Consider the following 22,489-nt stretch of genomic DNA (forward strand, 5'->3'; position numbering starts at 1 on the left):
AGTCAGATGTTGAAGAATAATTCTATGATGAAATACACGCTTATAAGGTTGCGGAGGAATTACTTAGCTATTCTTGGCCTCGTTATCCTTCTCATATTAATAGGCATGGCAATATTTGCAGATCATCTTGCTCCTTATGGTTACGCTGAACAGGACTACATGATGATCCGAAAACCACCTTCTGCAGCCCACCTTTTAGGGACAGATGAGTTTGGACGAGATGTGTTGAGCCGGCTTATTTATGGTTCTAGGGTTTCGTTGCAAGTTGGCTTAATAGCTGTTTCCATTTCTTTAATTGCAGGAGGGGCTATTGGAGCTATTGCCGGATACTTCGGTGGGAAAATAGATAACTTCCTTATGCGTATTATGGATATTCAGCTTGCTATTCCAACTATCCTTTTAGCGATTGTCATATCCGCTGCTCTTGGGCCTGGCTTGTTTAACCTGATGGTGGCTGTAGGCATAACGTCTATTCCACGCTTTGCTCGTCTCACGAGAGCTTCGGTACTTTCTATAAAGGGTATGGAATTTATAGAAGCAGCCCGTGCTATGGGAGCCAGTCATACTCGTATAATTTTGCTCTATATATTACCGAACTGTGCGGCTCCTCTTATCGTTCAGTCTACTCTCAGTGTGGCGAATGCTATTCTTTTTGCAGCTACTTTGAGTTTCCTTGGCTTGGGTATTCAGCCTCCTTACCCTGAATGGGGAGGAATGCTTTCAGCCGCAAGGCCATATCTGAGAAACAGTGCGTATTTAAGCATTGCTCCTGGCTTGGCCATTATGATCACCATTATGGCTTTGAATTGTGTTGGTGATGGTCTGCGGGATGCCCTTGATCCGAAACAGAAACGGTAGGTGGACAGACATGATTGATGATAAATCTCTTCCTCTTCTTGATATACGAGACCTTTCCGTGCGTTTTAATACAGACTCGGGTGTTGTGGAGGCTGTTAACCATTTGAACCTTTTCCTTCATAAGGGGAAGGCTCTGGGGCTTGTAGGCGAGACAGGAGCAGGTAAAACTACAACGGCTCTTGCGGTGCTTCGGCTTATTCAGACACCTCCCGGGGAAGTTACAAACGGCGAAATTATTTTTGAAGGTCAGGACATTATGAAGATGACTGAAGCTGAAATGCGACATGTGCGCGGCGATCGAATTGCCATGATTTTCCAAGACCCCATGTCATCTCTCAATCCTATTATGACAGTGGAAGAGCAGATTATGGAAATGATCTCTCTTCACTCGAATTTATCTAAAGAGGATGCGCACAAACGCACTCTTGAAATGCTTCAGCTCGTCGGGATCAGAACAGAGAGGGCCAAAGATTATCCGCACCAGTTTTCTGGGGGAATGCGACAGCGGGTGGGTATTGCTATTGCTCTCGCCTGTAAGCCGAGCCTTCTCATCGCTGATGAAGCTACTACAGCTCTGGATGTCACTATTCAGGCACAGGTTTTAGAGCTCATAAAAGAGCTTCAATCGGTAGTGAAGACGTCGTTAATCCTTATTACTCACGATTTGGGAATTGTGTCTGAAATTTGTGATGATGTGGCGATTATGTATGCAGGTCGTCTCGTAGAGTATTCTAATATTCGTCAGCTGTACAGCAAACCGATGCATCCTTATACACAAGGTCTTTTTAACGCTGTTCCTAAACTTGATAGCGATATTAGTAAAAAGCTTGCAGTCATACCTGGACTTCCACCTGATCCAACGGATCTGCCGAAAGGGTGTTGTTTTTCTCCTCGTTGTCCTTATGCTCAGGATATTTGCCACAAAAAAGCTTGTGGTATGAAAGAGTATGAGCCGAATCATTTTGTTGATTGTTATTTCCCATTGGGTGTTGAAGGGGGTCGGCGATAGTGTGCGGACAGACCGAAACGAATGAAGCTTTTGTTGATATCAAGCATCTTAAGAAATACTTCAATGTCCATAAAGGCCTTTTGCATGCTGTGGATGACGTAACACTTACTATCCCTAAAGGGAAGACCCTTGGGCTCGTAGGAGAGTCTGGATGTGGAAAGTCAACTCTGGGAAGGGTTGTCATAGGCCTTATAGAAGCTACAGGCGGGGAAGTTCTTTTTGACGGGGAGGACGCTCTGAAATTTAATAAAGAACAAAGAAGCGAGTTCCGTAAAAGAGCCCAGATAGTATTTCAGGACCCCTTTTCATCGTTAAACCCAAGAATGTCAGTGTCGCAACTGATTGCAGAACCCTTGTTAATCAATAAGGCGTGCTCTGATAAAAAAGAAATGGATGTCAAGATTAAAACATTGATGGATACTGTGGGACTTGCTGAGCGTCTCGCCACATCCTTCCCTCATGAACTTGACGGAGGGCGACGTCAGCGTATTGGAATAGCCCGAGCTCTTGCTCTTGATCCGGAATTTATTGTTCTTGATGAGCCAGTATCTGCGTTAGATGTATGTATTCAGGCCCAAATTCTCAACCTTCTTGGTGATTTGCAGAGAGATCGGGATTATACCTATCTTTTTATATCTCATGATCTCAGCGTTGTCCGTTATGTCTCTGATGAAGTGGCTGTTATGTATCTGGGTCAGGTTGTAGAAAAGGCAGGTAATACAGTGCTTTTTAAAGAGCCTCTTCACCCTTATACACAAGCGTTGCTTTCAGCGGTGCCAGTTATAGACTTGGATAACAAGAATAAAAGGATTTTGCTTGAAGGAGATGTTCCTAGCCCGATTAATCCTCCATCAGGGTGCAGATTCGCAGGTCGTTGTGCCTATCGCCAAGAAATTTGTCAGAAGGAGACTCCAACCCTTACTGAGATTGAGCCAGGGCATTTTGTCTCTTGCCATTTTACGCGACATCTGGAACGTCATAAGTAATGAAAGCTATGGGAAACACGATACGCCAAGAGCCAGAACAATTTTTAGAACACGTACGTTGGTTTGTAGGTGTGCCTATAGGAACAAATCCTTTAATCCTGTGGGATATAAGTGTTTCCCTGGCTATTTTATGGGGAATCGCGGTCGTTTTCGTTACTTTTGTTCAATCTTTTTTGGGTGGGGTGACGATTGGAGTCTACGTGAGAACTGCTGTTATTTTTGCCAATTATCTTGTTGCATTTGCAGCAGGAGCCTTTGTGATTGTTGCCTTTCTACTCTTTCAAAACCATTATATAGTGCTCTATCGTTTTGATGTTGATAGGGTTTACAGTGAAAGTATGAAGGGAAAGTTTTTTTCCCTGAAAGACAGCGTGCATTGGCGCCCCTTCCCAGCAGATCCCGTTACAGTTACTTCCAAGCGAAATGTAACGAAGGCAGTTTCATGGAACAACGTACGTTGTTATCAGGCAGTAGATGCTCTTCGAACAATACTTCTTAAGGGGGAACGAGGAACTCTTTTGCGGATTTATTGTCCCAATGAAGGTACATATAGACGGGCTTTAACCTATATTCAAAAGCAATTGAAGGACAAAACTGCATAGAGAGGGTCCCTTTGTGGAACGGAGGCCGAGGCATGAAGGAATTTCTTGCACAGAAAGTTCGGGAGATATCGGATGATGTTATCCAATGGAGACACAGAATCCATGAAAATCCAGAACTAAGCTTTTGTGAAGTAGAAACGTCTAGGTTGATCGAAGAAAAACTACGTTCTTTTCATGTGGATGTGGTCCGCAGAATTGGTCGAAGTAAGACAGGTGTTTATGCGGAGCTTTATGGCACAGGAGATGGCCCTAAACGTTGTATAGGCCTTCGCGCTGATATTGATGCGCTGCCAATCCAAGAACAATCTGGAGTTCCATATGCTTCAAAAAAGGATGGAGTTTTTCATGGTTGTGGGCATGACTCTCATGCTGCTATTTTGCTTGGAACAGCTTGGCTTCTTAGCGAGATGAGGGATCAATTTTCTGGGTGCGTAAAGTTCTTTTTCCAACACGCAGAAGAAGTATTAGGTGGAGGGAAAGAGTTTATAGAGGCAGGCGTAATGGAGAGCCCTCATGTGGATGGGGTTTTGGCCCTTCACGCACTCCCAGATATATATGTGGGAGAAATAGGGGTTCGGGATGATTTTATGACTGCTGGTGTAGACGAGTTAAAAATAACAGTAGAAGGGAAACAGGCCCATGGAGGATATCCTCACTATGGAGTGGATACGATTCTTGCAGCCTCTACTATAGTGACCACTCTTCAAAGCTTGGGATCGCGGGAGTTAGCCCCTACTGACTGTGCTTTTGTCACCTTTGGCCGCATTGAAGGAGGAATATCTAATTCCTATATTGGCGGTCCTGTTGTTCTTGAAGGATCTATTCGTTATCTTCGTAAAACTACGCAAGAGCTATTTCATCGCCGAGTTTGTGAAATAGCGAAGAGCGTGGGGCAGGGACTTCGTGCAAAAGTCACAGTGGAGATTACGCCTGAAATAATTCCTACATGTGTAGATAAAAAATGGGTCAATCGTATTCGCCGAGTCTGCCAAAATGTGGAGTCTGTGAACCGCGTGGTGGATTTACCTTCGCCGGCTATGGGGGGCGAAGACTATGCATACTTTTTGGAAAAAGCACCTGGCGCGCTTTTCCGCTTAGGTGTCAGAACTCCCGAGGGACCGCACTGTCCAACTCACTCAGTTGATTTCTATGTTGATGACAAGGCAATTCCTATCGGTATGGAGGTGATGACAGGCGCAGTCCTTGACGCTCTTCAAGAAGATGAATGATCTTTCTATTCTACGTGGTAGCACCTATCATATTTTCAAGGAGTGACGGTATATGAAGGGAAAGAGCTTTTTAGGTTTATTGTTTGCAGTGGCAATGTTGACAATAGTGGCTACAACTGGCTTTGCAGCAGGGATGGACACGCTTACAGTAGGTTTCCCTGGAGATGCTAAAAGCCTTGATCCTCACAAAGCCACAGATACAATGTCTTTTGCCGTTATTAGACATATTAACGAGCCTCTTGTTACAGTAGATGGCAAGACAAAAGAACTTGTTCCCGTATTGGCTGAGCGCTGGGAGATATTGGACGACCAGACGTACAAGTTCTATCTCAAAAAAGGCGTAAAGTTTCACAACGGCGAAGAACTTACTGCCGAGGATGTAGTTTTTTCCCTGAAAAGAGCAGCTTCACCTGAGTCTCTCTTCGCAAAGTCAAGAGGAGCCTACATTGATCCAGAAGGCTTTGAAATTATTGATAAATATACCTTGATTGTAAAAACTCGTGGCCCTATAGGTGGTTGGCTAGAGTCTATGAAACACCCCTATGCAAATATTTTTAATAAGAAAGCTGTAGAAGAAGCAGGTGACGAATATTTCAGAAACCCTGTAGGAACAGGTCCCTTTGAATTTAAGAGCTGGGTAAAAGGCGAACGTATAGAGCTGACAGCCTTTGAAGATTACCATGGTAAGAAACCTAACTTTAAGAACCTGAATATCCTTATCCTTCCTGATGATAGCAGCCGTGTTATTGCTCTGGAAACAGGGTCTGTTGACATGATCTATGCTGTTCCACCAAGTGATTACGATCGGCTTAAAGATTCTTCCAAGGTAAAGGTTGTCAATGCGCCGGGACTTCGTATTCTGTACTTAGGGATGAACAACGATAAGAAGCCTCTGAATGATCCTCGCGTTCGTCTCGCTATTGATTATGCTCTTAACAAAGATGCTTTCAACGAGATCGTGTATCAGGGTAACTCTGTAAAACCTTATGGACCTCTGCCCACAGCAAGTACCTTTACTCCTGCAAATGCAGAACCCTGTCCCTATGATCCTGAAAAGGCAAAGGCTCTTTTGGCAGAGGCTGGGTATCCTGATGGAATCACGCTGGAACTTTGGACAGGTAACTTCCGGGATCGTGTTAGCGGAGCTACAGTCATTCAGTCCATGCTTGCCCAGGTGGGAATTAAAGTTAACATTCAGGTTTTTGAATCTGGAGTGTTGGACGGAAAAGCCAAGGGTAAGGATCACGACATGGTTATTGCCACATGGGGAATGCAGACAAACCGTGATGCTGGCATGTACTGGGTAGGACTTTTCCACTCTGGAGCTATTGGTTCATCAAACTGGGCTCGAATGAACGACTCTGTTTTTGAGCCTATTCTTAATAAAGCACAGATTACAGTAAACGCAAAGGAACGTGCCGCTCTTCTGCAGCAGGCTTGGGACAGGCTCTATGAAGTCCATCCCATCGTCCCTCTCGCAATTGCCGACGAGATATATGGCGGCCGAAAAGATCTTGTAGGCATGGAAGATTTTGCAGATGGGCAGCTTAACTATCTTGGAGATCTTTCCATACAAGAATAGCTTTTAAAGAGTTGACAGCGTTTATTTTGGGTGATTTGTAAAAACTCGGTCGCAACTCTAACTTCTTCCATAAAGGATGGATATATTATGGGTAAGAAAATCATTTTGCGTGCTTTGTGTGTCGCCTTGTTGCTTATGGTTTTAACGACAATGGGTTTCGCAGCTTCCATGGATGCATTTACTCTTGGTATTCCAGGAGACGCGAAAAGCCTTGATCCTCAAAAAGCTGTGGATAGTATGTCTTTTGCCGTTATTAAACATATTAATGAGCCTCTTGTTACGGTAGATGGCAAGACAAAAGAGCTTGTGCCTGTTTTAGCTGAGCGCTGGGAGATACTAGATGACCAGACTTATAAGTTTTATCTCAAAAAAGGCGTAAAGTTTCATAATGGTGATGAGCTGACAGCTGAAGATGTGGTTTACTCTTTAAAACGAGCCACATCCCCTGAATCTGTGTTTGCTGGCTCTAAGGGGAAATTTATCGATCCTGATGGTTTCCAGATTATCGATAAGTATACGGTAATTGTAAAAACTCGCGGACCTGTAGGCGGCTGGCTTGAGTCTATGAAACATCCTTATGCAAGTATATATAGCAAAAGAGCAGTGGAAGAAGCTGGTTCGGAATATTTCCGGAATCCTATAGGGACAGGCCCCTTTAAGTTCAAGAGTTGGGTAAAAGGCGAGCGTGTAGAGTTAACAGCATTTGAAGATTATCACGGTAAGAAACCTAACTTCAAGAATTTAACTTTCTTAGTCCTTCCTGATGATAGCAGCCGAGTGATCGCTCTTGAAACAGGTACAGTTGACATGATCTATGCGTTGCCTCCTTCTGATTGTGCCAGGTTGGAAGGGTCTTCTAAAGTGAAGGTTGTGGAAGCACCTGGACTTGTGCTTACGTATCTCGGAATGAATACTCAAAAGAAGCCCCTTAACGATCCTCGCATACGCCTCGCTATTGAGTACGCCTTAAACAAGGAAGCTTATAACGCAGTAGTGTACCAGGATAAATCTGTTGTTCCTGCCGGTCCTCTTCTTGCAGCGAGCACTTTTACTCCACAGGGAGTAAAATCTTATTCCTGCGATGTTCAGAAAGCGAAGGAACTTCTGAAAGAGGCTGGTTATGCTGATGGGATGACACTGGATTTGTGGATGAGCAACTTCCAGGAACAGGTTAATGGAGCTACTGTCATTCAGTCCATGCTTGCCCAGGTGGGAATCAAAGTTAACATTCAGGTTTTTGAATCTGGAGTGTTTGATGAGCAAGTAAAGAAAAATACCCATGATCTTATTATAAGCAGATGGGGCATGCAGACCAACCGAGATGCTGGCCAGTACTGGCTTCCTCTTTTCCATTCATCGAGCATTGGGGCTACAAACTGGACAGCGTTGAAAGACGAAACTCTTGATAGCTATATAGATACAGTGAATACCACTGTTGATGAAGGGAAACGAAAGGAACTCTTCCAGAAAATATGGGATCGGCTGGATGAACTCCATCCTGTGGTCGTCCTTACAGTGCCCAACGAGCTCTATGGCGCGCGAAAAGACTTGGTGGGGCTTGAGAACTTTTATGATGGCCGTTTGAATTATTTGGGAGACTTAGCCTTAGAAGACTAGTTTTCAAATCTATCGACCCTGTAGCCCTGCTTCGCCTTTGGGCCTTTTCTTATACGAGGGTGGAGCAGGGCCTTTTTAAAATATATTCCAAACGACGTTGTTGTTTTTATATAGCCTGCATCCTTTCTATAGACACAATCTCAATATTTAAATGTGAATAACAGGAGGAAAACATGGTGGATCACGACCGTTTCCAAAAACTGGTAGAGCTGTTAAACCAGAAAGAGCTGGATGCTGTTTTTCTTGCCCCCTCCTCTGATTTAAAGTATGTAACTGGACTAGATTTCCGACCAGACTCCCGCCTTAAAGGTGCTCTTGTTACAAAGGAAGGAAAAAGTTTCTTTTTATGCCCCTCTCTTCATAGAGGAGACGTGAAAAGCATTGAGAGAGATATTCCGATCCTAGAATGGAATGATAATGACTGGTTCCAAAATACTTTCAAAGAGGGGCTCTCTCGCGTAGGGTTGCCCCATTCTCCGCGAATTGCTTTCACGAGAGGTATTGAAGCCGGTGACATGATCGACGCTGTTCAAGGGACGAATGTGGAGTGTGTCAATGGCTTTTCACTCCTTGCTCCTATGCGATCTATAAAAAACAAAAAAGAACTCGAGCTTATGAGAAAAGCATCTTCTATGAATGACAAAATGATGGAAGCTGTCAAGGCTTATATTCGGCCGGGTATATATGAGAGCGATATTGTTAGATTCGTTATGAATTTCCACGAATCCCATGGGGGGGCTCCTCGTATTCCTGGCGTTAGTACGGGCCCCAATAGTGGGAAAGCTCACTATGCAAGAGACAATAACCGTGTAGTGCAAGAGAGAGATGTTGTCATGATTGATTCAGGGGGATGGTACGATGGATACAGTCATGACATGACGAGAACTTTTTTTGTTGGGACTCCAACAGATGAGCAGAGAAAAGTATATGAAATTGTTTTAGAAGCGCAGCTTGCGGCAGAGGAGAAAGTTCAAATTGGCGCTATTCCGAGAGATATTGATAGCGTAGCTCGAGATATTATCACAAAACATGGGTATGGTGAAGCTTTTAACCATCGTCTGGGGCATGGAATAGGCATGGATGGCCATGAGGCTCCTTATATATCCCAAGGAAATGATATTCCCCTTGTTGAGGGGAACTGTTTCAGCATAGAGCCGGGAATTTATCTTGAAGGTACGTTTGGAGTTCGTATTGAAGATCTTATGATGCTGACAGAGTCAGGTAAAGAAATCATCACATTATTCTCTAAAGAACTTACTATCCTATAAATCAAATATGATATGAAGGGACGGCGATCTTTCTTGGCTTCTGAAATTCTTCAGAAATCCTTTGATTTAAAAGAATATATTGTTCAAGTAAAACGTAAAATTCACCGAGAGCCAGAGCTCAGTATGCAAGAGGTTGCAACTACAGCTTTTGTTCAATCTGAGCTAAAAAAAATGGGAATAGAGATGGTTCCTCTTGGTTTAAACGTGGGAGTTTTAGGCATCATTGAGGGGAAGAAAAAAGGGAAAGGAAAGGTTACGGCTCTCCGCGCAGATATGGACGCTCTTCCTATCCAGGAGACGGCAGATGTGCCAGATAAGTCTATCGTTCCGGGTGTAATGCATGCTTGTGGCCACGATTGCCATACAGCCATGCTGTTAGGCGCAGCTAAAATACTTCTAGGTATGAAAGATCACTTTTCCGGAACAGTGAAGCTCCTCTTTCAGCCGGCGGAAGAAAATCTGGACGGCTCAAAATATATGATAGAGCAAGGTGTTCTTGATAACCCGAAGGTTGATTATATTTTGGGCCTTCACGGGCATTCCTTTTATAACATTGGTGAGATAGCTTTGCGAGAGGGGGCATATATGGCCTCTTCTGACTTCTTTACCGTTAAAATTACTGGAGCGAGTGGTCATGGAGCGTATCCTCACCGTACAGGTTGTGATCCTATATTAGCTGCCTCGAATTCTGTAATGGCCATTCAAAGTATCATCACTCGGCAAATTGATGCCCTCGATAATGTTGTGATCTCTGTTTGTGAAATTCACGGCGGTACAGCAAAGAATATTATTCCTGAAACAGTAGAATTTTCGGGATCCGTCAGATGCCAGAATATGGAGACGAGAAATACGATAGAAGAACGTATTCGTGATGTTGTTCAGGGAGTGGCTTCTAGCTACAAATGTGAAGCGAAACTAGATTATCATTATGGAGTTCCACCTCTGACGAACTCTCCAGAAGTAGCAAAAATTGTTCGAGAGAGTGCACAGAAACTAATTGGAGAACAGAGCGTAAAGTATATTGATATTCCAGCAATGGGCTCTGAAGATTTTTCTAGATACTTAGAAGTTGTCCCAGAGGGTGTTTTTGCACGTTTAGGCCTATGTGATCCTCAAAAGGGTGCGCCTGTTTTTCATAATGGCAGCTTTGTTTTCCCAGAAGAGGCCCTTCCATATGGCACAGCTTTGTTTGTTCAGTTTGTTCTTGAGGCAAATCAGTAGAATAAATACGTTACGGAGAAAAATTCTTTTATTGAAATATTCTTATAACCTATAATTATATCATGAAAACTGTTATTTATTCGTAATAAAGGTATCAATATGACTTTTTAGGTTGACCAGTGTCCTTTTAGATGGTAAATTTCATTTTGGTCGACCAATTAATCGGCCAAGATGGGGGAAATGCGTATGCCAGAAGAGCAGAGGCACAATACCAATCTTCAAGGAAAATTAAAAGACCTTGTTATTCGTCATATTCGAGAGCAGGTTTTTGAGAAAAAATCGTTGCGCTGTGGAGATCAAATTAATGAAAGAGAGCTTTCTCGTACTTTAGGTGTGAGCAGGTCCCCTGTTCGCGAAGCTTTGAATGAGCTGGAAGAACAGGGGTTAATCTACTCAATCAGATATAAAGGCTGGTTTGTTTCGACTTTCCGAGAAGAAGATTTTTTTGAGATCAATAAGTTGCGTGTCCTTTTGGAACACACTCTTCTGGAATCTGTTATTGTTGAAGGAGGACCAAGCAAGAAAGATATAGAGCAGCTCGAAGTTCTCAATAAAGAACTGTACGAGATTATGAACAGTCCTGATTTGGGAGATAAAAAGGCATTCGAGTTTGCTGAGAAGGAGATGACGTTTCACTCCTATCTTTGCTCTCTTGCTCAAAGCGATTGTTTTTGGACTAAAAAGATGCTCAGAAATCTTTTCTATCAAATTCGTTGTTCTTTCGACAGATGGCTTTATAAGGACTGGCAGATGAAGGCTAGCGTTGCAACCCACGACATGATTATTCAATGTCTGAAAAGAAAAGAGTTAGAAAAACTGCGAGCCTTACTATTTCGAAGGTTAGGAAGAGAGGCTGTTATTTCTCCAGGCAATCAACGTAATACAGAGTGATAAAATCCCATATCATGGTTGTTTCTCTTTTTTCCACAGCTTCACGTAGTGGTAGAGAGGGGCCAAGAATAAAGAAGAGATGGCAATGGGAGAGATTATTAAGAGAAATCTCTCCCATTTTCTTTTTTCTATTTTTATTCTTCCAGACGGAAAAGAGCGTCTTTAAAGCATTCAGTAAGGGTTGGATGTGGATGTATGGTTCGGGCTACATCCCGTGCCGTCATCCCTTGTGCTACTGCTAAGGCTGCCTCGCCAATGAGAGAGGAAGCTTCAGGTCCCGCAATGTGAACACCGAGAATCTGCCCATTTTCTTTAGAGGCTATGACTTTGATAAACCCGTCTGTCTCATTAAGAGCTTGGGCCATTCCATTTCCTAAGAAATAGGCGCGGGCCGTTTTTATAGGGATATTACGTGCCTCAGCTTCATCCTCGGTAATGCCAGCTACAGCAATCTCGGGGTCTGTAAAAACACACCATGGAACGTGATCTGGATTAATAATATATTCTCGGCCAAGAATGTGCTCTATGGCAGCTAAAGCATGATATTCTGCCAGATGGGCCAGCATCATTCCACCGGTTACATCACCGATGGCATAAACATCAGGTATGTTTGTCTGCATATGTTTATCCACGGTAATCCCTTTTTTGGAATAGTTTATGCCACTTGTCTCAAGGCCGTACCCATCAAGAATAGGAACCATACTTGAGGCGAGGAGAAAACGGTCACAGATAATCTTTTCAGCTCCTTTAGGAGTTGTTCCATAAAGAGCTATATGTCCTTCTTCTCGAACGGCTTTTTCTGGGGTGAAGTAATCAACCATTTTGATCTTCATCTTTTTGAGAGACTGGATAAGCTTTTTCTTTATGTCTTTATCTGAACGACGCAAAACTTGATCAGAATGTTTCAATATCGTCACTTCTCGTCCCATTCGACGAAGAAGAACAGCGAGTTCTACTGCGATAACGCCAGCTCCTATTACTGCCACCGATTTAATATTCCCGCATTCAGGATATTTCCAAAGTTCAGGATACATTACAGCATAATCTCCAGTAATAGCTTCCGGTAAATCGCTGCCCTCGAAGGCCATAGCCAGAGATCTGGCTCCGGTAGCTATAATAAGATGTTTCCCTTCTATAAGGCGTTCCCCATCTGATGTCTGAACCTTTACGACCTTTGTTCCTTCAACGTGCTGTAGCGTACCTGTTCCGTGGACTACATCCACGCCAGACATACGCATAAGGGTAGAGATCCCTTCCTGCAACTTCCCTACAATCTGTTCTTTATGAGCCCACATGTCTTCAACAGATCCGTGCCCACCAACAATGCGAGCATAATAGGCTTTTGTGGGTATGCAGCCTCTGTTGAGGCATGTTCCACCAAGTCGATCTTTTTCGATCATAGCTGTTTTCAAACCGTTTTTGGCAGCGAGCTCGGCGGCCTTATTTCCTCCAGGACCCCCACCAAGGACGATTACATCGTACATAAATCCACCTCCTGCTATTTCCCATGAAAGAAAGGGACCCGGTAGAGAAATATTCCTCCGGGCCCCTTTCGCTTCGTGTCTCTTATTATTCTTCTTCAGGCTGCCAGCGGAGCACGGGCTTTCTGGCAGCTTGCGTTTCGTCAAGCCTGGAAACGATAGTGCAGTACGGAGCATCCTTGAAGCATTCAGGTTTCTCTTCAGCTTCCTTAGCTATAGCTAGGAGAGCTTGTATGAATGCATCAATTTCTTCTTTGCTTTCTGTTTCTGGTGGTTCTATCATTATGGCTTCTTCCACGAGATGTGGGAAGTAGACTGTGGATGGGTGGAATCCATAATCCATCAGTCTCTTTGCCATATCAAGAGTAGACACTCCAAATTCATTATGCTGCTTTTTCCCCGATAAAACAAACTCATGTTTGCATATCCTATCGAAATCAAGAACAAAATCTTTTTTGAGCATCGCCTGTGCGTAATTCGCATTAAGAACGGCATTTTCTGCCACTGCTCTTAATCCATCTGGCCCCATAGTTCGAATATACGTGTAGGCTCTGACCAACACTCCAAAATTGCCGTAGAAAGAACGTACTTTCCCTATAGAAAGAGGTCGGTCGTAATCGAAGTCATACGTATTATCGTTGTTCTTCACCACTAATGGAGAGGGTAAGAAAGGAACGAGTTTCTCGCAAACGCCAACTGGACCTGAGCCAGGCCCCCCTCCGCCGTGAGGTGTACTGAAAGATTTATGGAGGTTGAGGTGTATAACATCGAATCCCATATCGCCAGGTCGAGCTTTTCCGAGAATAGCGTTCGCATTTGCTCCATCATAGTAAAGAAGGCCACCTGCGTCGTGAATGATCTTCGCAATTTCTAGGATATCTTCTTCAAAGAGCCCCAATGTGTTGGGGTTGGTGAGCATAATGCCGGCGATTTCGTCAGACATAAGGGCTTTTAGAGCTTCAATATCTACATTGCCCCGTTCGTTGGATTTTACTTCAACGACTTCGAATCCGGCCACAGCAGCTGATGCAGGGTTTGTCCCATGAGCCGTATCAGGTACGATCATCTTCGTTCTCTTCGTATCGCCGCGATGCTGGTGATAGGCTTTGATGATCATATTCCCTGTGAGTTCTCCATGAGCTCCTGCTGCGGGCTGTAGGGAGACGGCTTTCATTCCGGTGATTTCTGCCAGCATCTCAGAAAGCTCGTATATGAGAGCCAATGCCCCCTGAACGGTTTTCGTATCCTGCAATGGATGTATCTCAGAGAACCCTGTAAGTTTGGCCATGTCCTCGTTTAGTTTGGGGTTGTACTTCATAGTACAGGAACCAAGAGGATAGAGCCCCTCGTCTACAGCGTAATTTAACTGAGAAAGACGAGTAAAGTGACGTACCACGTCGACCTCGCTTACCTCGGGAAGATCTGCTTCCTCTTTCCTCAACATGGCGTGAGGAATAATGCTCTCGACGTCTTTTTTAGGTACATCTAGCTTTGGAAGAGAGTATCCTTTACGCCCCGGCACGCTTTTCTCAAAAATGGGCGGTACAAGCCTAATCATGCCTTATTCCCCCCTTGCGATCCGGGCAAACCGGTCAATTTCATCACGAGTTCGTTTCTCTGTGACTGCAACAAGCCAAGAGTTTTCGAGCTCAGGATATTCTCGGGACAAGGAGTATCCGCCAATGAACCCTTGCTCGAAAAGACGCTTGTTGAGAGCCTCTGGTGTTTCCGGGCAAATTACGGCAAATTCCCGGAAGAAAGGTGCATCGAAAAGAGGCTTGAATTTTTTATCTTCAATAAGAAGATCGCGAGTGTAAGCAGCTTTTTGCAGACACGCTTCTGCTACTTCTCGAAGTCCTTTTTTGCCCATGAGACTCATATAAATTGTCGCCATAACAATATTTAAGTTGTGGTTAGAGCAGATATTTGAAGTGGCCTTTTCGCGCCGAATGTGTTGTTCTCGAGCCTGAAGGGTCAAGACGTAACCTGTTTTCCCATTTCTGTCCAGAGTTTGTCCTACAACACGTCCGGGGATTTTTCGCATGTATTTTTTGGTAACAGCAAGGAAACCAAATCCAGGGCCACCAAAAGACATAGCATTCCCCATGGGCTGTCCATCACCAATAACTGCATCTGCTCCAAAAGTTACAGGAGGTTCTAAAAGGCTAAGAGCCATAAGGTCCGTAGCTACAGCAAAGAGAGCGCCAGCATTTTTTACAATCTCCCCAATACCTTTCAGGTCTTCAAGAGCTCCGAAGAAATTAGGAGTTTGAACGAAGACAGCTGCAATGTTATCAGAAAGATGTTTTTTTAGATCGTCCACATCAAGCTGCCCATTTTTGAAACCTATTTCCGTTACTTTGATATGTTGATATGGAGCATATGTTTCAAGTACTTTTTTACTTTCAGGATTTGCGGAACGAGCTACGAGCACTTCGCTTCGTTTTGTAGATGCAGCAGCCATAAAAGCTACCTCAGCCATGGCTGTAGCTCCATCATACATGGAAGCATTTGCCACATCCATACCCGTAAGTTCACATATCATAGTCTGATATTCGAATATGGTTTGTAGAGTTCCCTGGCTTACCTCTGGCTGATAAGGAGTGTAGCTGGTTAAAAACTCCTGTCTGCCAGCCAGATGATTTACCACTGTGGGTATAAAGTGGTCATAAACCCCGGCTCCAAGAAAACAAGCGTAGTCCTGAGCATTCGCATTTTGCGCAGCCATAGAAGATATCTGGCGAGAGAGCTCCAGCTCAGAAAGGGCTGAGGGAATATTAAGATTTTTACCCAACCGAATCGACTCTGGTATATCGGCAAAGAGACTATCTATAGAAGACACTCCGACAGTTCGAAGCATCTCTTGCCGCTGTTCTTCTGTATTTGGGATAAACCGTGCCATATATTTACGCCCCCTCTTGGGTTTCGAGGCTGTCACACAGCTTCTTATAGGCCTCCCAGTCTAAAAGGTTATCAAGTTCGGACGGATCAGACATTTCCAAAACAGCAATCCAACTTGCATAGGGATCTTCATTCACAAGTTCAGGAGAGTCTTCCAGTTCAGAGTTGCTTTCAACAATAGTTCCGCTTACTGGAGAGTAGACATCGTTCGCGCCCTTAACAGACTCGACTACGCAGAAGTCGCTTCCAGCAGATACCTCTGCTCCTTCTTCAGGAAGCTCTACATAAACAATGTCGCCCATAGCGTGCTGAGCATAATCTGTAATACCAATTCGAGCCTTACCGTCTTCTACTTTTACCCATTCGTGAGTCTCTGTGTACTTCAGTTCTTTAAGCACCTTTGCCATTATTCTAGACCTCCTTTTCTCTTTTACCGTTTGTAGTGTTTTTGATAAAAAGGTTTTTTTACCTTTTTTGCTTTTTTCTCTTTACCGTGAATAACGATAAGCATCTCTTCTTCATTAGCTGCATCGGCTTCCACTAGAGCAAGGGCGATACTTTTCTCAAGACTTGGGGAATAACCACCAGTAGTAACCCTTCCAATGGTCTGCCCTTTCGCTCTGACTTCATAATGTTCCCGGGGAATTCCCTTGTCTACCATTTCAAGAGCTACTGTTTTACGAGGAACTCCCTTTTCTTTCATCGCAGCGAGACAATCTCTCCCTATGAAAGCGGTATCAAGTTTTACAAAGAATCCTAATCCTGCTTCAAGAGGAGTAATATGAGCCCCGAGCTCATGTCCGTAAAGAGGCAGTCCAGCTTCGAAGCGAAGACTATCTCTGCAACCAAGTCCTGCCGGAAGAATTCCGAACTCTTTTCCTGCTTCCATGATGGCATCCCACACCTTAGGGCCATCATTCCACGGTACGTAAATTTCGAAACCATCTTCTCCTGTGTAGCCTGTTCGGGAGACAAGGGCCTTGGCTCCCGCTACGTCCACATTTTCTACAAAGCGAAAGAAACCGAGATCCTTGGGATCGAACTTCGCAATTTTCGCAAGGATTGCTTCTGCTTTGGGGCCCTGAAGAGCAACCTCGCTATATTGCGGAGAAAGGTCTTCCACAGAAGCTCCCTCTCTTACATGGTCTTGTAGCCACATAACATCCTTTTCTGTGTTGGAAGCGTTGATAACGAGGAAATAATTCTCTTTGGAAACTTTGTAGATCAAAAGGTCGTCTACAACTCCTCCGTTGGGGTAGCACATGAAAGTATAGATGACCTGTCCTTCTTCCATAGCGGTAACATCGTTGCTCATCATGTACTGAAGCCATTCCTCAGCCTTAGGACCCGTAACCCGTACCTCTCCCATGTGTGAAACATCGAAAATACCGGCTGCAGATCGCACTCTCCGATGCTCTTCGACTATTCCTGCCTCGTAATGGACAGGAAGTTCCCAGCCGCCAAAATCGACCATTTTCCCATTATGGGCTAGGTGCTTTTCATATAGCGCTGTTTGTCTCACAACCTCACCTCCATGTCATGTTAAAACATCTTGGCCCACTCTGTTTCAAGCCAAGTTGCCAAATCGTCTACTTCTTGGGGAATAGAACCTTTATAGTCTCTTCGCAATGCCTGTGCTAAATCAGTTCCATTAAGAGGAATGCCCTGGAAACAGGGAGCCAAATTGGCAATAAGCTCTGCATCCATCGCATCGGAATAGACGACACTGCGACTCACGTTTCCTCCCTGAACGTGAAAACCTACTTGTACGTGCCCCCACTCAAAACGATGTTCCAATTCCACATCAAAGTCGGGAGTACGACCATAAATCCATGATGCGCTTTGATATTTTTCATAAAGCTTCTGCATGGGGAGTGTATGACTGAGTTCTTCCAGTGATAATTCGTCGCCTTTCCCGCCATATTCTGCAAGAAAAGCTGTTTGTAAGGCTTCTTTGAGTTTCGGAATTGTTAAAGAAGAATTTATCTCTTTTAAGTTAATGACGCGAGAACGCACTGAATCTATCCCTTTAGCCTGGAGTTTCGCGGTAGGTGGCTGAAGATAACGAGCCATTCTCTCTATGTCCACATCAACTAAGAGTGTTCCATGATGGTAGCGACCAGCTTTCCCCATATAGAAAGCATTTCCTGAAAACTTTCGTTCGTCCACGAAAATATCGTTTCTACCACCGAAATACGCAGGTATATTCAGTAACCGAAGCCCCGCGATAATAACCTTAATTTGTCGAATAAAGTCATAAGTAAGGGGAGATGCAAGAAAGGTAAAGTTCAGATTCCCAAGATCATGATAAACAGCACCCCCACCGGAGAGGCGCCGAGCTAATTTCCCATTTTCCGCTGATAGGAGAGTTGTTCTACATTCCTTCCACGCATTCTGATTCCGTCCTATTACCACAGTATGCTGGTTTTGCCAAAGATACAACATCACTCCACGGTCAGCTACTTGGGAGAGGAGATATTCCTCAAGGGCTAGGTTCATCCATGGGTCGAAAAAAGGAGATTCGGCGAGAAAAGTTTTCACGTTCGACACGTTCTACGGCACCCCCTGAAACAAAAAGCCCCAGCTTATTTCCTTTTTTGAGGCCACGCTTTGAAGCTCCCGACCACTCAACCAGGACTCGCTTTTTTGCGACATTTTGGGGCTCAAGGTATTATGTTATTTAAGATACAAACTACTTAGTGCAATGAATAACTTAAGTCTATCGAATATTGAGTTAAAGTCAACGTGCAGAACAGTAGAAAATAAATTCAGAATTAACGGGCAATTCATGGAACGTATCCTATGATGATTATATGCTATAGTGAAACTATATGGTCATATGACAAGCTATTTTCATGAATGTTAATTATACTACAAATACATGAGGTACAGTAAAAAGGAGGAACGTGCTATATGAACAGGAAGTTAGGGTTGTTTATTTCAGTGCTTCTTCTATCGTTGGTCTGCATTTTGCCCTTGCAGGCTTGGGGCGGAGACCTTGTTGTCTATTCAAGCGTCGATGAGGAAAACGCTCGTCACCTTCTTGAGTCGTTTTCACAAGATACTGGTGTGAAGGTCCAGATGGTTTTTCTGTCTTCAGGGCCAGCTTTGAGCCGTATCGAGGCAGAAAAAGCGAACCCTCAGGCTGATGTTTGGTTTGGAGCCCCTAATGAGAACCATATTGTGGCTAAAGATCGAGGTTTGACTCAGTCATACCTTTCTCCCGAGGCAGCAAATCTGGCTTCTAATTTTAAAGATGAGGAAGGGTATTGGCATGCTTTTTATATGAATCCTATAGGGATTGGTGTTTTGCCGGATGCTCTGGAAGAAGAGGGAATTTCTATTCCGAGTTCATGGGAAGATCTTAAAAACACAAAGTTAAAGGGAATGATCCAGATGCCTTCTCCGCAGGCTTCTGGAACGGCATTTGCCATTATGATGAATCTTATATCTATTTACGGTGAAGATGGTGCCTTTGAGTATATGAAAGCTCTTAATCCTAACATTCAGACCTACACCCAGAGTGGCACAGGCCCCAGCAAGAACTTAGCCATAAAAGAAGCAAAAGTAGCCATTCAGTTTACTCCTGCTTTCTTGAAACTTGTGGATGAAGGCTTCCCAGCAAAAGTAATATTCCCTGAAGAAGGGGTTGGGTATGAGGCTGCGGCTCTTTCCATTTTGCAAGGAGCTAAAAACATAGACGAAGCGAAGAAACTTGTAGATTGGATTCTGTCGAAACAGGGACAACAGGCTTTAAGTGAGAACAAAACTTATTTCTTCCCTGTGCGAAGCGATGTATCGGCAGGTGCAGGTTTGCCGGCTCTCGCAGAGATCAAATTGGTGGACTACGATAGAGAAGCTGCGGCTAAAGATAAGGATCGCCTGATTGAACGTTGGGTAACAGAGGTCCTTGGACAATAGTCTTTGTTAAAAATTACAGGGGTCGGGAGCTTTCTCCCGCCCCTTTTTTCAGGAGGTCCTTTTATGGTGCCTTTTCGACGAGCTCGGCGTGAATTGCAGTTGCTCTGGCGAGATCCTCTACTCGCTTTCCTCGTTGCTCTTGTTGCAATTTCCTTGCTTATATTTGTGTTGTATCCTCTCATTTCTGTCCTTTTAAAAAGTTTCCAAACTCAGGCGGGTGTTTTTTCTTTCGCTAATTACCGACGTTTTTTTACGTTCCGTTATTTGCGGAGCGCTCTTGTAAATAGCCTTTTAGTGGGTTTCTTTACAGGAATTATAGGAGTTTTCATTGGGTATATAGCTGCTTTTACTGTTACTCGTACGGCTATCCCTTGTAAACGGCTTCTTCATGTCCTTTTTATTCTTCCTATTATTTCCCCTCCTTTTACCAGTTCTCTATCCATTCTTATGTTATTCGGTGCCAATGGACTGGTCACGAAGGGTGTTTTGGGGTTGAAAAATTTTAGCATCTATGGCTTTAAGGGAGTATTGTTATCTCAGGTCTTTACTTTTGCTCCAGTCGCATACCTTACTCTTCGTGGTGTATTAGAATCTCTCAATCCTACCTTGGAGGATGCAGCGATGAATGTCGGGGCTTCTCGATGGCAGACTTTTATTAAAGTTACTTTTCCATTAAGTTTGCCGGGGATTGCGAGCGCTTTTCTCGTTGTTCTTATTGAATCCCTCGCAGATTTTGGGAACCCTCTGGTTCTTGCTGGGAGCAGATTTCCCATGCTCTCCACTCAGGCCTATCTCGAAATTACAGGCTCCTTCAATCTGCCTTTAGGAGCTGCACTTGCTGTAGTGTTGCTTATCCCGTCTATTACTGCTTTTGCTGTTCAGCGTTATTACCTTGAAAAACGACAATATACCACGGTTACTGGCAAGCCTGTCTCTTCCTCGTCCAAATTAGTGAGCCGTGGGGCAAGAAAATGCCTTCAGTCTTTTGTGATTGTTTTTGCCTCTCTCGTCTTGCTTTTTTACGGTACTATCTTCTTGGGAGCTGTAACGCAGGTGTGGGGATATGATTTCTCCCTTACTTTTAAACATTTTGCCTATGCTTTAGGTGTAGGCTTCGGTGCCATTAAAGATACTCTTGTTGTAGCTGCTTTAGCTACACCTGTCTCTGGATTGTTGGGGATGCTCATAGCCTTCATGGTTGTTCGCTTGACCTTTCCCGGAAAGGGAGCATTGGAATTCCTTTCTATTTTGAATTTTGCAGTACCTGGGACGGTGGTGGGCATTGGGTATATTTTAGCCTTCAACAAAAAACCAATTCTTCTTATTGGTACCCTCGCCATTCTTGTTTTAAATTTTATTTTTCGATATATTCCAGTTGGGATCCAGTCTGGAGTTGCTGTCTTGAGACAAATTGATCCCACTATAGAAGAAGCGGCGCGAAATTTAGGCGCAGACGGTGTTACGACATTTAGAAAAATTACTCTTCCCCTCATAGCACCGGCTTTTTTCTCCGGGCTTGTCTTTGCCTTTGTAAGAGCGATGACAGCTATTAGTGCTGCTATTTTCCTTGTTTCTGCTCGATGGAATCTCTTGACAGTTCAAATACTTAACGAAGTGGGATCGGGGAGATTGGGAGTGGCAGCAGCCTTTAGCGTTATTTTGGTCGCGATTGTGCTTTGTGCCATTGTCGTGATTAGCCGGCTGGTGCTTGGCCGATCTGGCGGTATTAAAGCGATGGAAATTTCGAAGGAGCTGTAAATCATGGAACTTCGCATAGAGAATCTGGTGAAGGAATTTGGTAGTTACGATGATCCGGCTAGCCGTTTCTTAGCGGTGAATCATGTCTCTCTTCATGTTAAAGAAGGAGAGCTTGTAACGTTATTAGGTCCTAGCGGTTGTGGCAAAACTACGTTACTTCGAATGATCGCTGGTTTTGAAGATCCTACAGAGGGAGATATTTTTTTCGGAACGAAAAGAGTTAATGATGTAGCGCCTAATCATAGGAATGCCACTATGGTCTTTCAATCGTACGCTATTTTCCCCCACCTCAATGTATATGAAAATATAGCCTTTGGGCTTCGTCTCAAAGGACAGTCTGACCAAGAGGTGGAGAAGAGAATGAGGCAGGTGCTGGATCTAGTAGGACTAGCTGAGTTAGAGCGCCGCCAGCCTAATCAATTGTCAGGGGGGCAACAACAACGAGTAGCTTTGGCGAGGGCTATTATTATGGAGCCACAGCTTCTGCTTTTCGATGAGCCCCTTTCCAATCTTGATGCGAAGTTGCGAGAGCAGATGCGTATCGAAATTCGAAGTCTCCAGAAGCGCCTAGGTATTACGAGTGTTTATGTTACTCATGACCAGGCTGAAGCAATGAGCATCTCGGATCGTGTTGTGGTCATGAACCAAGGGAAAATTGAACAGGTGGGAACTCCTCAGGATCTTTATGCAAAACCAGCCAATATATTTGTGGCAGCTTTTATTGGCAAGGTCAATTTTATCCCAGCTACTGTTCTAGACGAAAATACAGTTCAGATCGGAAATTCTGCAGTGCATATAAAAAGCGTACCCCCTCAAAGCAGGCAGGGGGAAAAAGTTTTGGCAACAGTTCGGCCAGAAGGTATCTTTCTTCGTCGTGATACTGCGGGGGACGGGAACGGAGTGGTTGTTCGGCGTACGTTCTTAGGAACCATTATTGAATATGAAATAAAAACGAATAGTATGAAAGATTCTATGATCGTTCATATGGTGAATCCTCTTACTAACGACTTCTTCCAAGTAGGAGAATCAGTAGCGTATCTTTTCAAAGAAGGAGCTCTTCATTTGCTGAGATCGGAATAATAAATGGTTCACGGTTACTCTTTTTGATTAATTTAATATCTGGCAAGAAATGGCGGCGTATTTTTCATAGCAATAATGTAGTTCC

General features: G+C 44.0%; 19 protein-coding genes. 13 read left to right on the forward strand and 6 right to left on the reverse strand.

Features of this window, described 5'->3' with window-relative positions:
- Nucleotides 1-6: 6 nt before the first annotated feature.
- The 10 genes from K360_RS0102580 (at nucleotide 7) to K360_RS0102625 (ending at nucleotide 11,263) form a co-directional block, all read left to right on the forward strand.
- Nucleotides 7-858 (forward strand): ABC transporter permease, encoded by an 852-nt coding sequence (locus K360_RS0102580; protein ID WP_024821627.1) that lies wholly within the window; start codon nucleotides 7-9, stop codon nucleotides 856-858.
- A gap of 10 nt (nucleotides 859-868) precedes the next feature.
- Nucleotides 869-1,867, forward strand: a complete 999-nt coding sequence (locus K360_RS0102585; protein ID WP_034326199.1) for an ABC transporter ATP-binding protein — start codon at nucleotides 869-871, stop codon at nucleotides 1,865-1,867.
- Complete coding sequence (locus K360_RS0102590) at nucleotides 1,864-2,853, forward strand: ABC transporter ATP-binding protein (RefSeq protein WP_051461090.1); 990 nt, start codon at nucleotides 1,864-1,866, stop codon at nucleotides 2,851-2,853. The genes K360_RS0102585 and K360_RS0102590 overlap by 4 nt, the downstream gene beginning before the upstream one ends.
- The gene (locus K360_RS0102595; protein WP_024821630.1) at nucleotides 2,853-3,455 is read left to right on the forward strand and encodes a hypothetical protein; all 603 of its coding nucleotides are present in this window, start codon (nucleotides 2,853-2,855) and stop codon (nucleotides 3,453-3,455) included. Before K360_RS0102590 ends, K360_RS0102595 begins: the two co-directional genes overlap by 1 nt.
- A 32-nt stretch (nucleotides 3,456-3,487) precedes the next feature.
- Complete coding sequence (locus K360_RS0102600; RefSeq protein WP_024821631.1) at nucleotides 3,488-4,684, forward strand: M20 metallopeptidase family protein; 1,197 nt, start codon at nucleotides 3,488-3,490, stop codon at nucleotides 4,682-4,684.
- A gap of 52 nt (nucleotides 4,685-4,736) precedes the next feature.
- Nucleotides 4,737-6,266, forward strand: coding sequence for an ABC transporter substrate-binding protein (locus K360_RS0102605; RefSeq protein WP_024821632.1), 1,530 nt, complete (start codon nucleotides 4,737-4,739; stop codon nucleotides 6,264-6,266).
- 87 nt (nucleotides 6,267-6,353) lie between these two features.
- Nucleotides 6,354-7,883 carry an ABC transporter substrate-binding protein gene (locus tag K360_RS0102610; RefSeq protein WP_024821633.1) on the forward strand — a complete coding sequence of 510 codons (1,530 nt, stop codon included), beginning with the start codon at nucleotides 6,354-6,356 and terminating at the stop codon, nucleotides 7,881-7,883.
- A gap of 173 nt (nucleotides 7,884-8,056) precedes the next feature.
- Nucleotides 8,057-9,151, forward strand: coding sequence for a M24 family metallopeptidase (locus K360_RS0102615; RefSeq protein ID WP_024821634.1), 1,095 nt, complete (start codon nucleotides 8,057-8,059; stop codon nucleotides 9,149-9,151).
- Nucleotides 9,152-9,184: 33 nt separating this feature from the next.
- Nucleotides 9,185-10,372 carry a M20 metallopeptidase family protein gene (locus K360_RS0102620; RefSeq protein WP_024821635.1) on the forward strand — a complete coding sequence of 396 codons (1,188 nt, stop codon included), beginning with the start codon at nucleotides 9,185-9,187 and terminating at the stop codon, nucleotides 10,370-10,372.
- Nucleotides 10,373-10,558: 186 nt separating this feature from the next.
- On the forward strand, nucleotides 10,559-11,263 hold the full coding sequence (locus tag K360_RS0102625; RefSeq protein WP_024821636.1) for a GntR family transcriptional regulator: 705 nt from the start codon (nucleotides 10,559-10,561) through the stop codon (nucleotides 11,261-11,263).
- Nucleotides 11,264-11,397: 134 nt separating this feature from the next.
- Here K360_RS0102625 and K360_RS0102630 read toward each other — a convergent pair whose 3' ends face one another.
- The 6 genes from K360_RS0102630 to K360_RS0102655 all read right to left on the reverse strand — a co-directional run bounded on the left by K360_RS0102630 (nucleotide 11,398) and on the right by K360_RS0102655 (nucleotide 18,195).
- Entirely contained in the window at nucleotides 11,398-12,747 is a 1,350-nt protein-coding gene (locus K360_RS0102630; RefSeq protein WP_024821637.1) for a dihydrolipoyl dehydrogenase family protein, read from the reverse strand.
- Between the two features lie 85 nt (nucleotides 12,748-12,832).
- Nucleotides 12,833-14,302: an aminomethyl-transferring glycine dehydrogenase subunit GcvPB gene (gene gcvPB / locus K360_RS0102635; protein WP_024821638.1), complete on the reverse strand. Its 1,470-nt coding sequence runs from the start codon at nucleotides 14,300-14,302 to the stop codon at nucleotides 12,833-12,835.
- A gap of 3 nt (nucleotides 14,303-14,305) precedes the next feature.
- Entirely contained in the window at nucleotides 14,306-15,646 is a 1,341-nt protein-coding gene (gcvPA, locus tag K360_RS0102640) for an aminomethyl-transferring glycine dehydrogenase subunit GcvPA (RefSeq protein ID WP_024821639.1), read from the reverse strand.
- A 4-nt stretch (nucleotides 15,647-15,650) separates the two neighbouring features.
- Complete coding sequence (gene gcvH / locus K360_RS0102645; RefSeq protein ID WP_024821640.1) at nucleotides 15,651-16,052, reverse strand: glycine cleavage system protein GcvH; 402 nt, start codon at nucleotides 16,050-16,052, stop codon at nucleotides 15,651-15,653.
- Nucleotides 16,053-16,075: 23 nt separating this feature from the next.
- Nucleotides 16,076-17,167, reverse strand: a complete 1,092-nt coding sequence (gcvT, locus tag K360_RS0102650; protein WP_024821641.1) for a glycine cleavage system aminomethyltransferase GcvT — start codon at nucleotides 17,165-17,167, stop codon at nucleotides 16,076-16,078.
- Nucleotides 17,168-17,187: 20 nt separating this feature from the next.
- Nucleotides 17,188-18,195 carry a lipoate--protein ligase gene (locus tag K360_RS0102655; RefSeq protein WP_024821642.1) on the reverse strand — a complete coding sequence of 336 codons (1,008 nt, stop codon included), beginning with the start codon at nucleotides 18,193-18,195 and terminating at the stop codon, nucleotides 17,188-17,190.
- A 363-nt stretch (nucleotides 18,196-18,558) separates the two neighbouring features.
- On the opposite strand from K360_RS0102655, the gene K360_RS0102660 reads away from it, so the two are divergent.
- The 3 genes from K360_RS0102660 (at nucleotide 18,559) to K360_RS0102670 (ending at nucleotide 22,404) form a co-directional block, all read left to right on the forward strand.
- Nucleotides 18,559-19,566 carry an ABC transporter substrate-binding protein gene (locus K360_RS0102660; protein ID WP_024821643.1) on the forward strand — a complete coding sequence of 336 codons (1,008 nt, stop codon included), beginning with the start codon at nucleotides 18,559-18,561 and terminating at the stop codon, nucleotides 19,564-19,566.
- A 63-nt stretch (nucleotides 19,567-19,629) separates the two neighbouring features.
- Nucleotides 19,630-21,324, forward strand: coding sequence for an ABC transporter permease (locus K360_RS0102665; RefSeq protein ID WP_024821644.1), 1,695 nt, complete (start codon nucleotides 19,630-19,632; stop codon nucleotides 21,322-21,324).
- A gap of 3 nt (nucleotides 21,325-21,327) precedes the next feature.
- Nucleotides 21,328-22,404 carry an ABC transporter ATP-binding protein gene (locus tag K360_RS0102670; protein ID WP_024821645.1) on the forward strand — a complete coding sequence of 359 codons (1,077 nt, stop codon included), beginning with the start codon at nucleotides 21,328-21,330 and terminating at the stop codon, nucleotides 22,402-22,404.
- Nucleotides 22,405-22,489 lie beyond the last annotated feature (85 nt).

Source organism: Aminobacterium mobile DSM 12262 (assembly GCF_000526395.1).
Classification (GTDB): domain Bacteria; phylum Synergistota; class Synergistia; order Synergistales; family Aminobacteriaceae; genus Aminobacterium; species Aminobacterium mobile.

Bases quoted from the DNA above. Each gene is read 5' to 3' on its own strand.
- K360_RS0102580 (WP_024821627.1), top strand. From the start codon at position 7: ATGTTGAAGAATAATTCTATGATGAAATACACGCTTATAAGGTTGCGG.
- K360_RS0102585 (WP_034326199.1), top strand. From the start codon at position 869: ATGATTGATGATAAATCTCTTCCTCTTCTTGATATACGAGACCTTTCC.
- K360_RS0102595 (WP_024821630.1), top strand. From the start codon at position 2,853: ATGAAAGCTATGGGAAACACGATACGCCAAGAGCCAGAACAATTTTTA.
- K360_RS0102600 (WP_024821631.1), top strand. From the start codon at position 3,488: ATGAAGGAATTTCTTGCACAGAAAGTTCGGGAGATATCGGATGATGTT.
- K360_RS0102605 (WP_024821632.1), top strand. From the start codon at position 4,737: ATGAAGGGAAAGAGCTTTTTAGGTTTATTGTTTGCAGTGGCAATGTTG.
- K360_RS0102610 (WP_024821633.1), top strand. From the start codon at position 6,354: ATGGGTAAGAAAATCATTTTGCGTGCTTTGTGTGTCGCCTTGTTGCTT.
- K360_RS0102615 (WP_024821634.1), top strand. From the start codon at position 8,057: ATGGTGGATCACGACCGTTTCCAAAAACTGGTAGAGCTGTTAAACCAG.
- K360_RS0102625 (WP_024821636.1), top strand. From the start codon at position 10,559: ATGCCAGAAGAGCAGAGGCACAATACCAATCTTCAAGGAAAATTAAAA.
- K360_RS0102630 (WP_024821637.1), bottom strand. From the start codon at position 12,747: ATGTACGATGTAATCGTCCTTGGTGGGGGTCCTGGAGGAAATAAGGCC.
- gcvPB (WP_024821638.1), bottom strand. From the start codon at position 14,302: ATGATTAGGCTTGTACCGCCCATTTTTGAGAAAAGCGTGCCGGGGCGT.
- gcvPA (WP_024821639.1), bottom strand. From the start codon at position 15,646: ATGGCACGGTTTATCCCAAATACAGAAGAACAGCGGCAAGAGATGCTT.
- gcvH (WP_024821640.1), bottom strand. From the start codon at position 16,052: ATGGCAAAGGTGCTTAAAGAACTGAAGTACACAGAGACTCACGAATGG.
- K360_RS0102660 (WP_024821643.1), top strand. From the start codon at position 18,559: ATGAACAGGAAGTTAGGGTTGTTTATTTCAGTGCTTCTTCTATCGTTG.
- K360_RS0102665 (WP_024821644.1), top strand. From the start codon at position 19,630: ATGGTGCCTTTTCGACGAGCTCGGCGTGAATTGCAGTTGCTCTGGCGA.
- K360_RS0102670 (WP_024821645.1), top strand. From the start codon at position 21,328: ATGGAACTTCGCATAGAGAATCTGGTGAAGGAATTTGGTAGTTACGAT.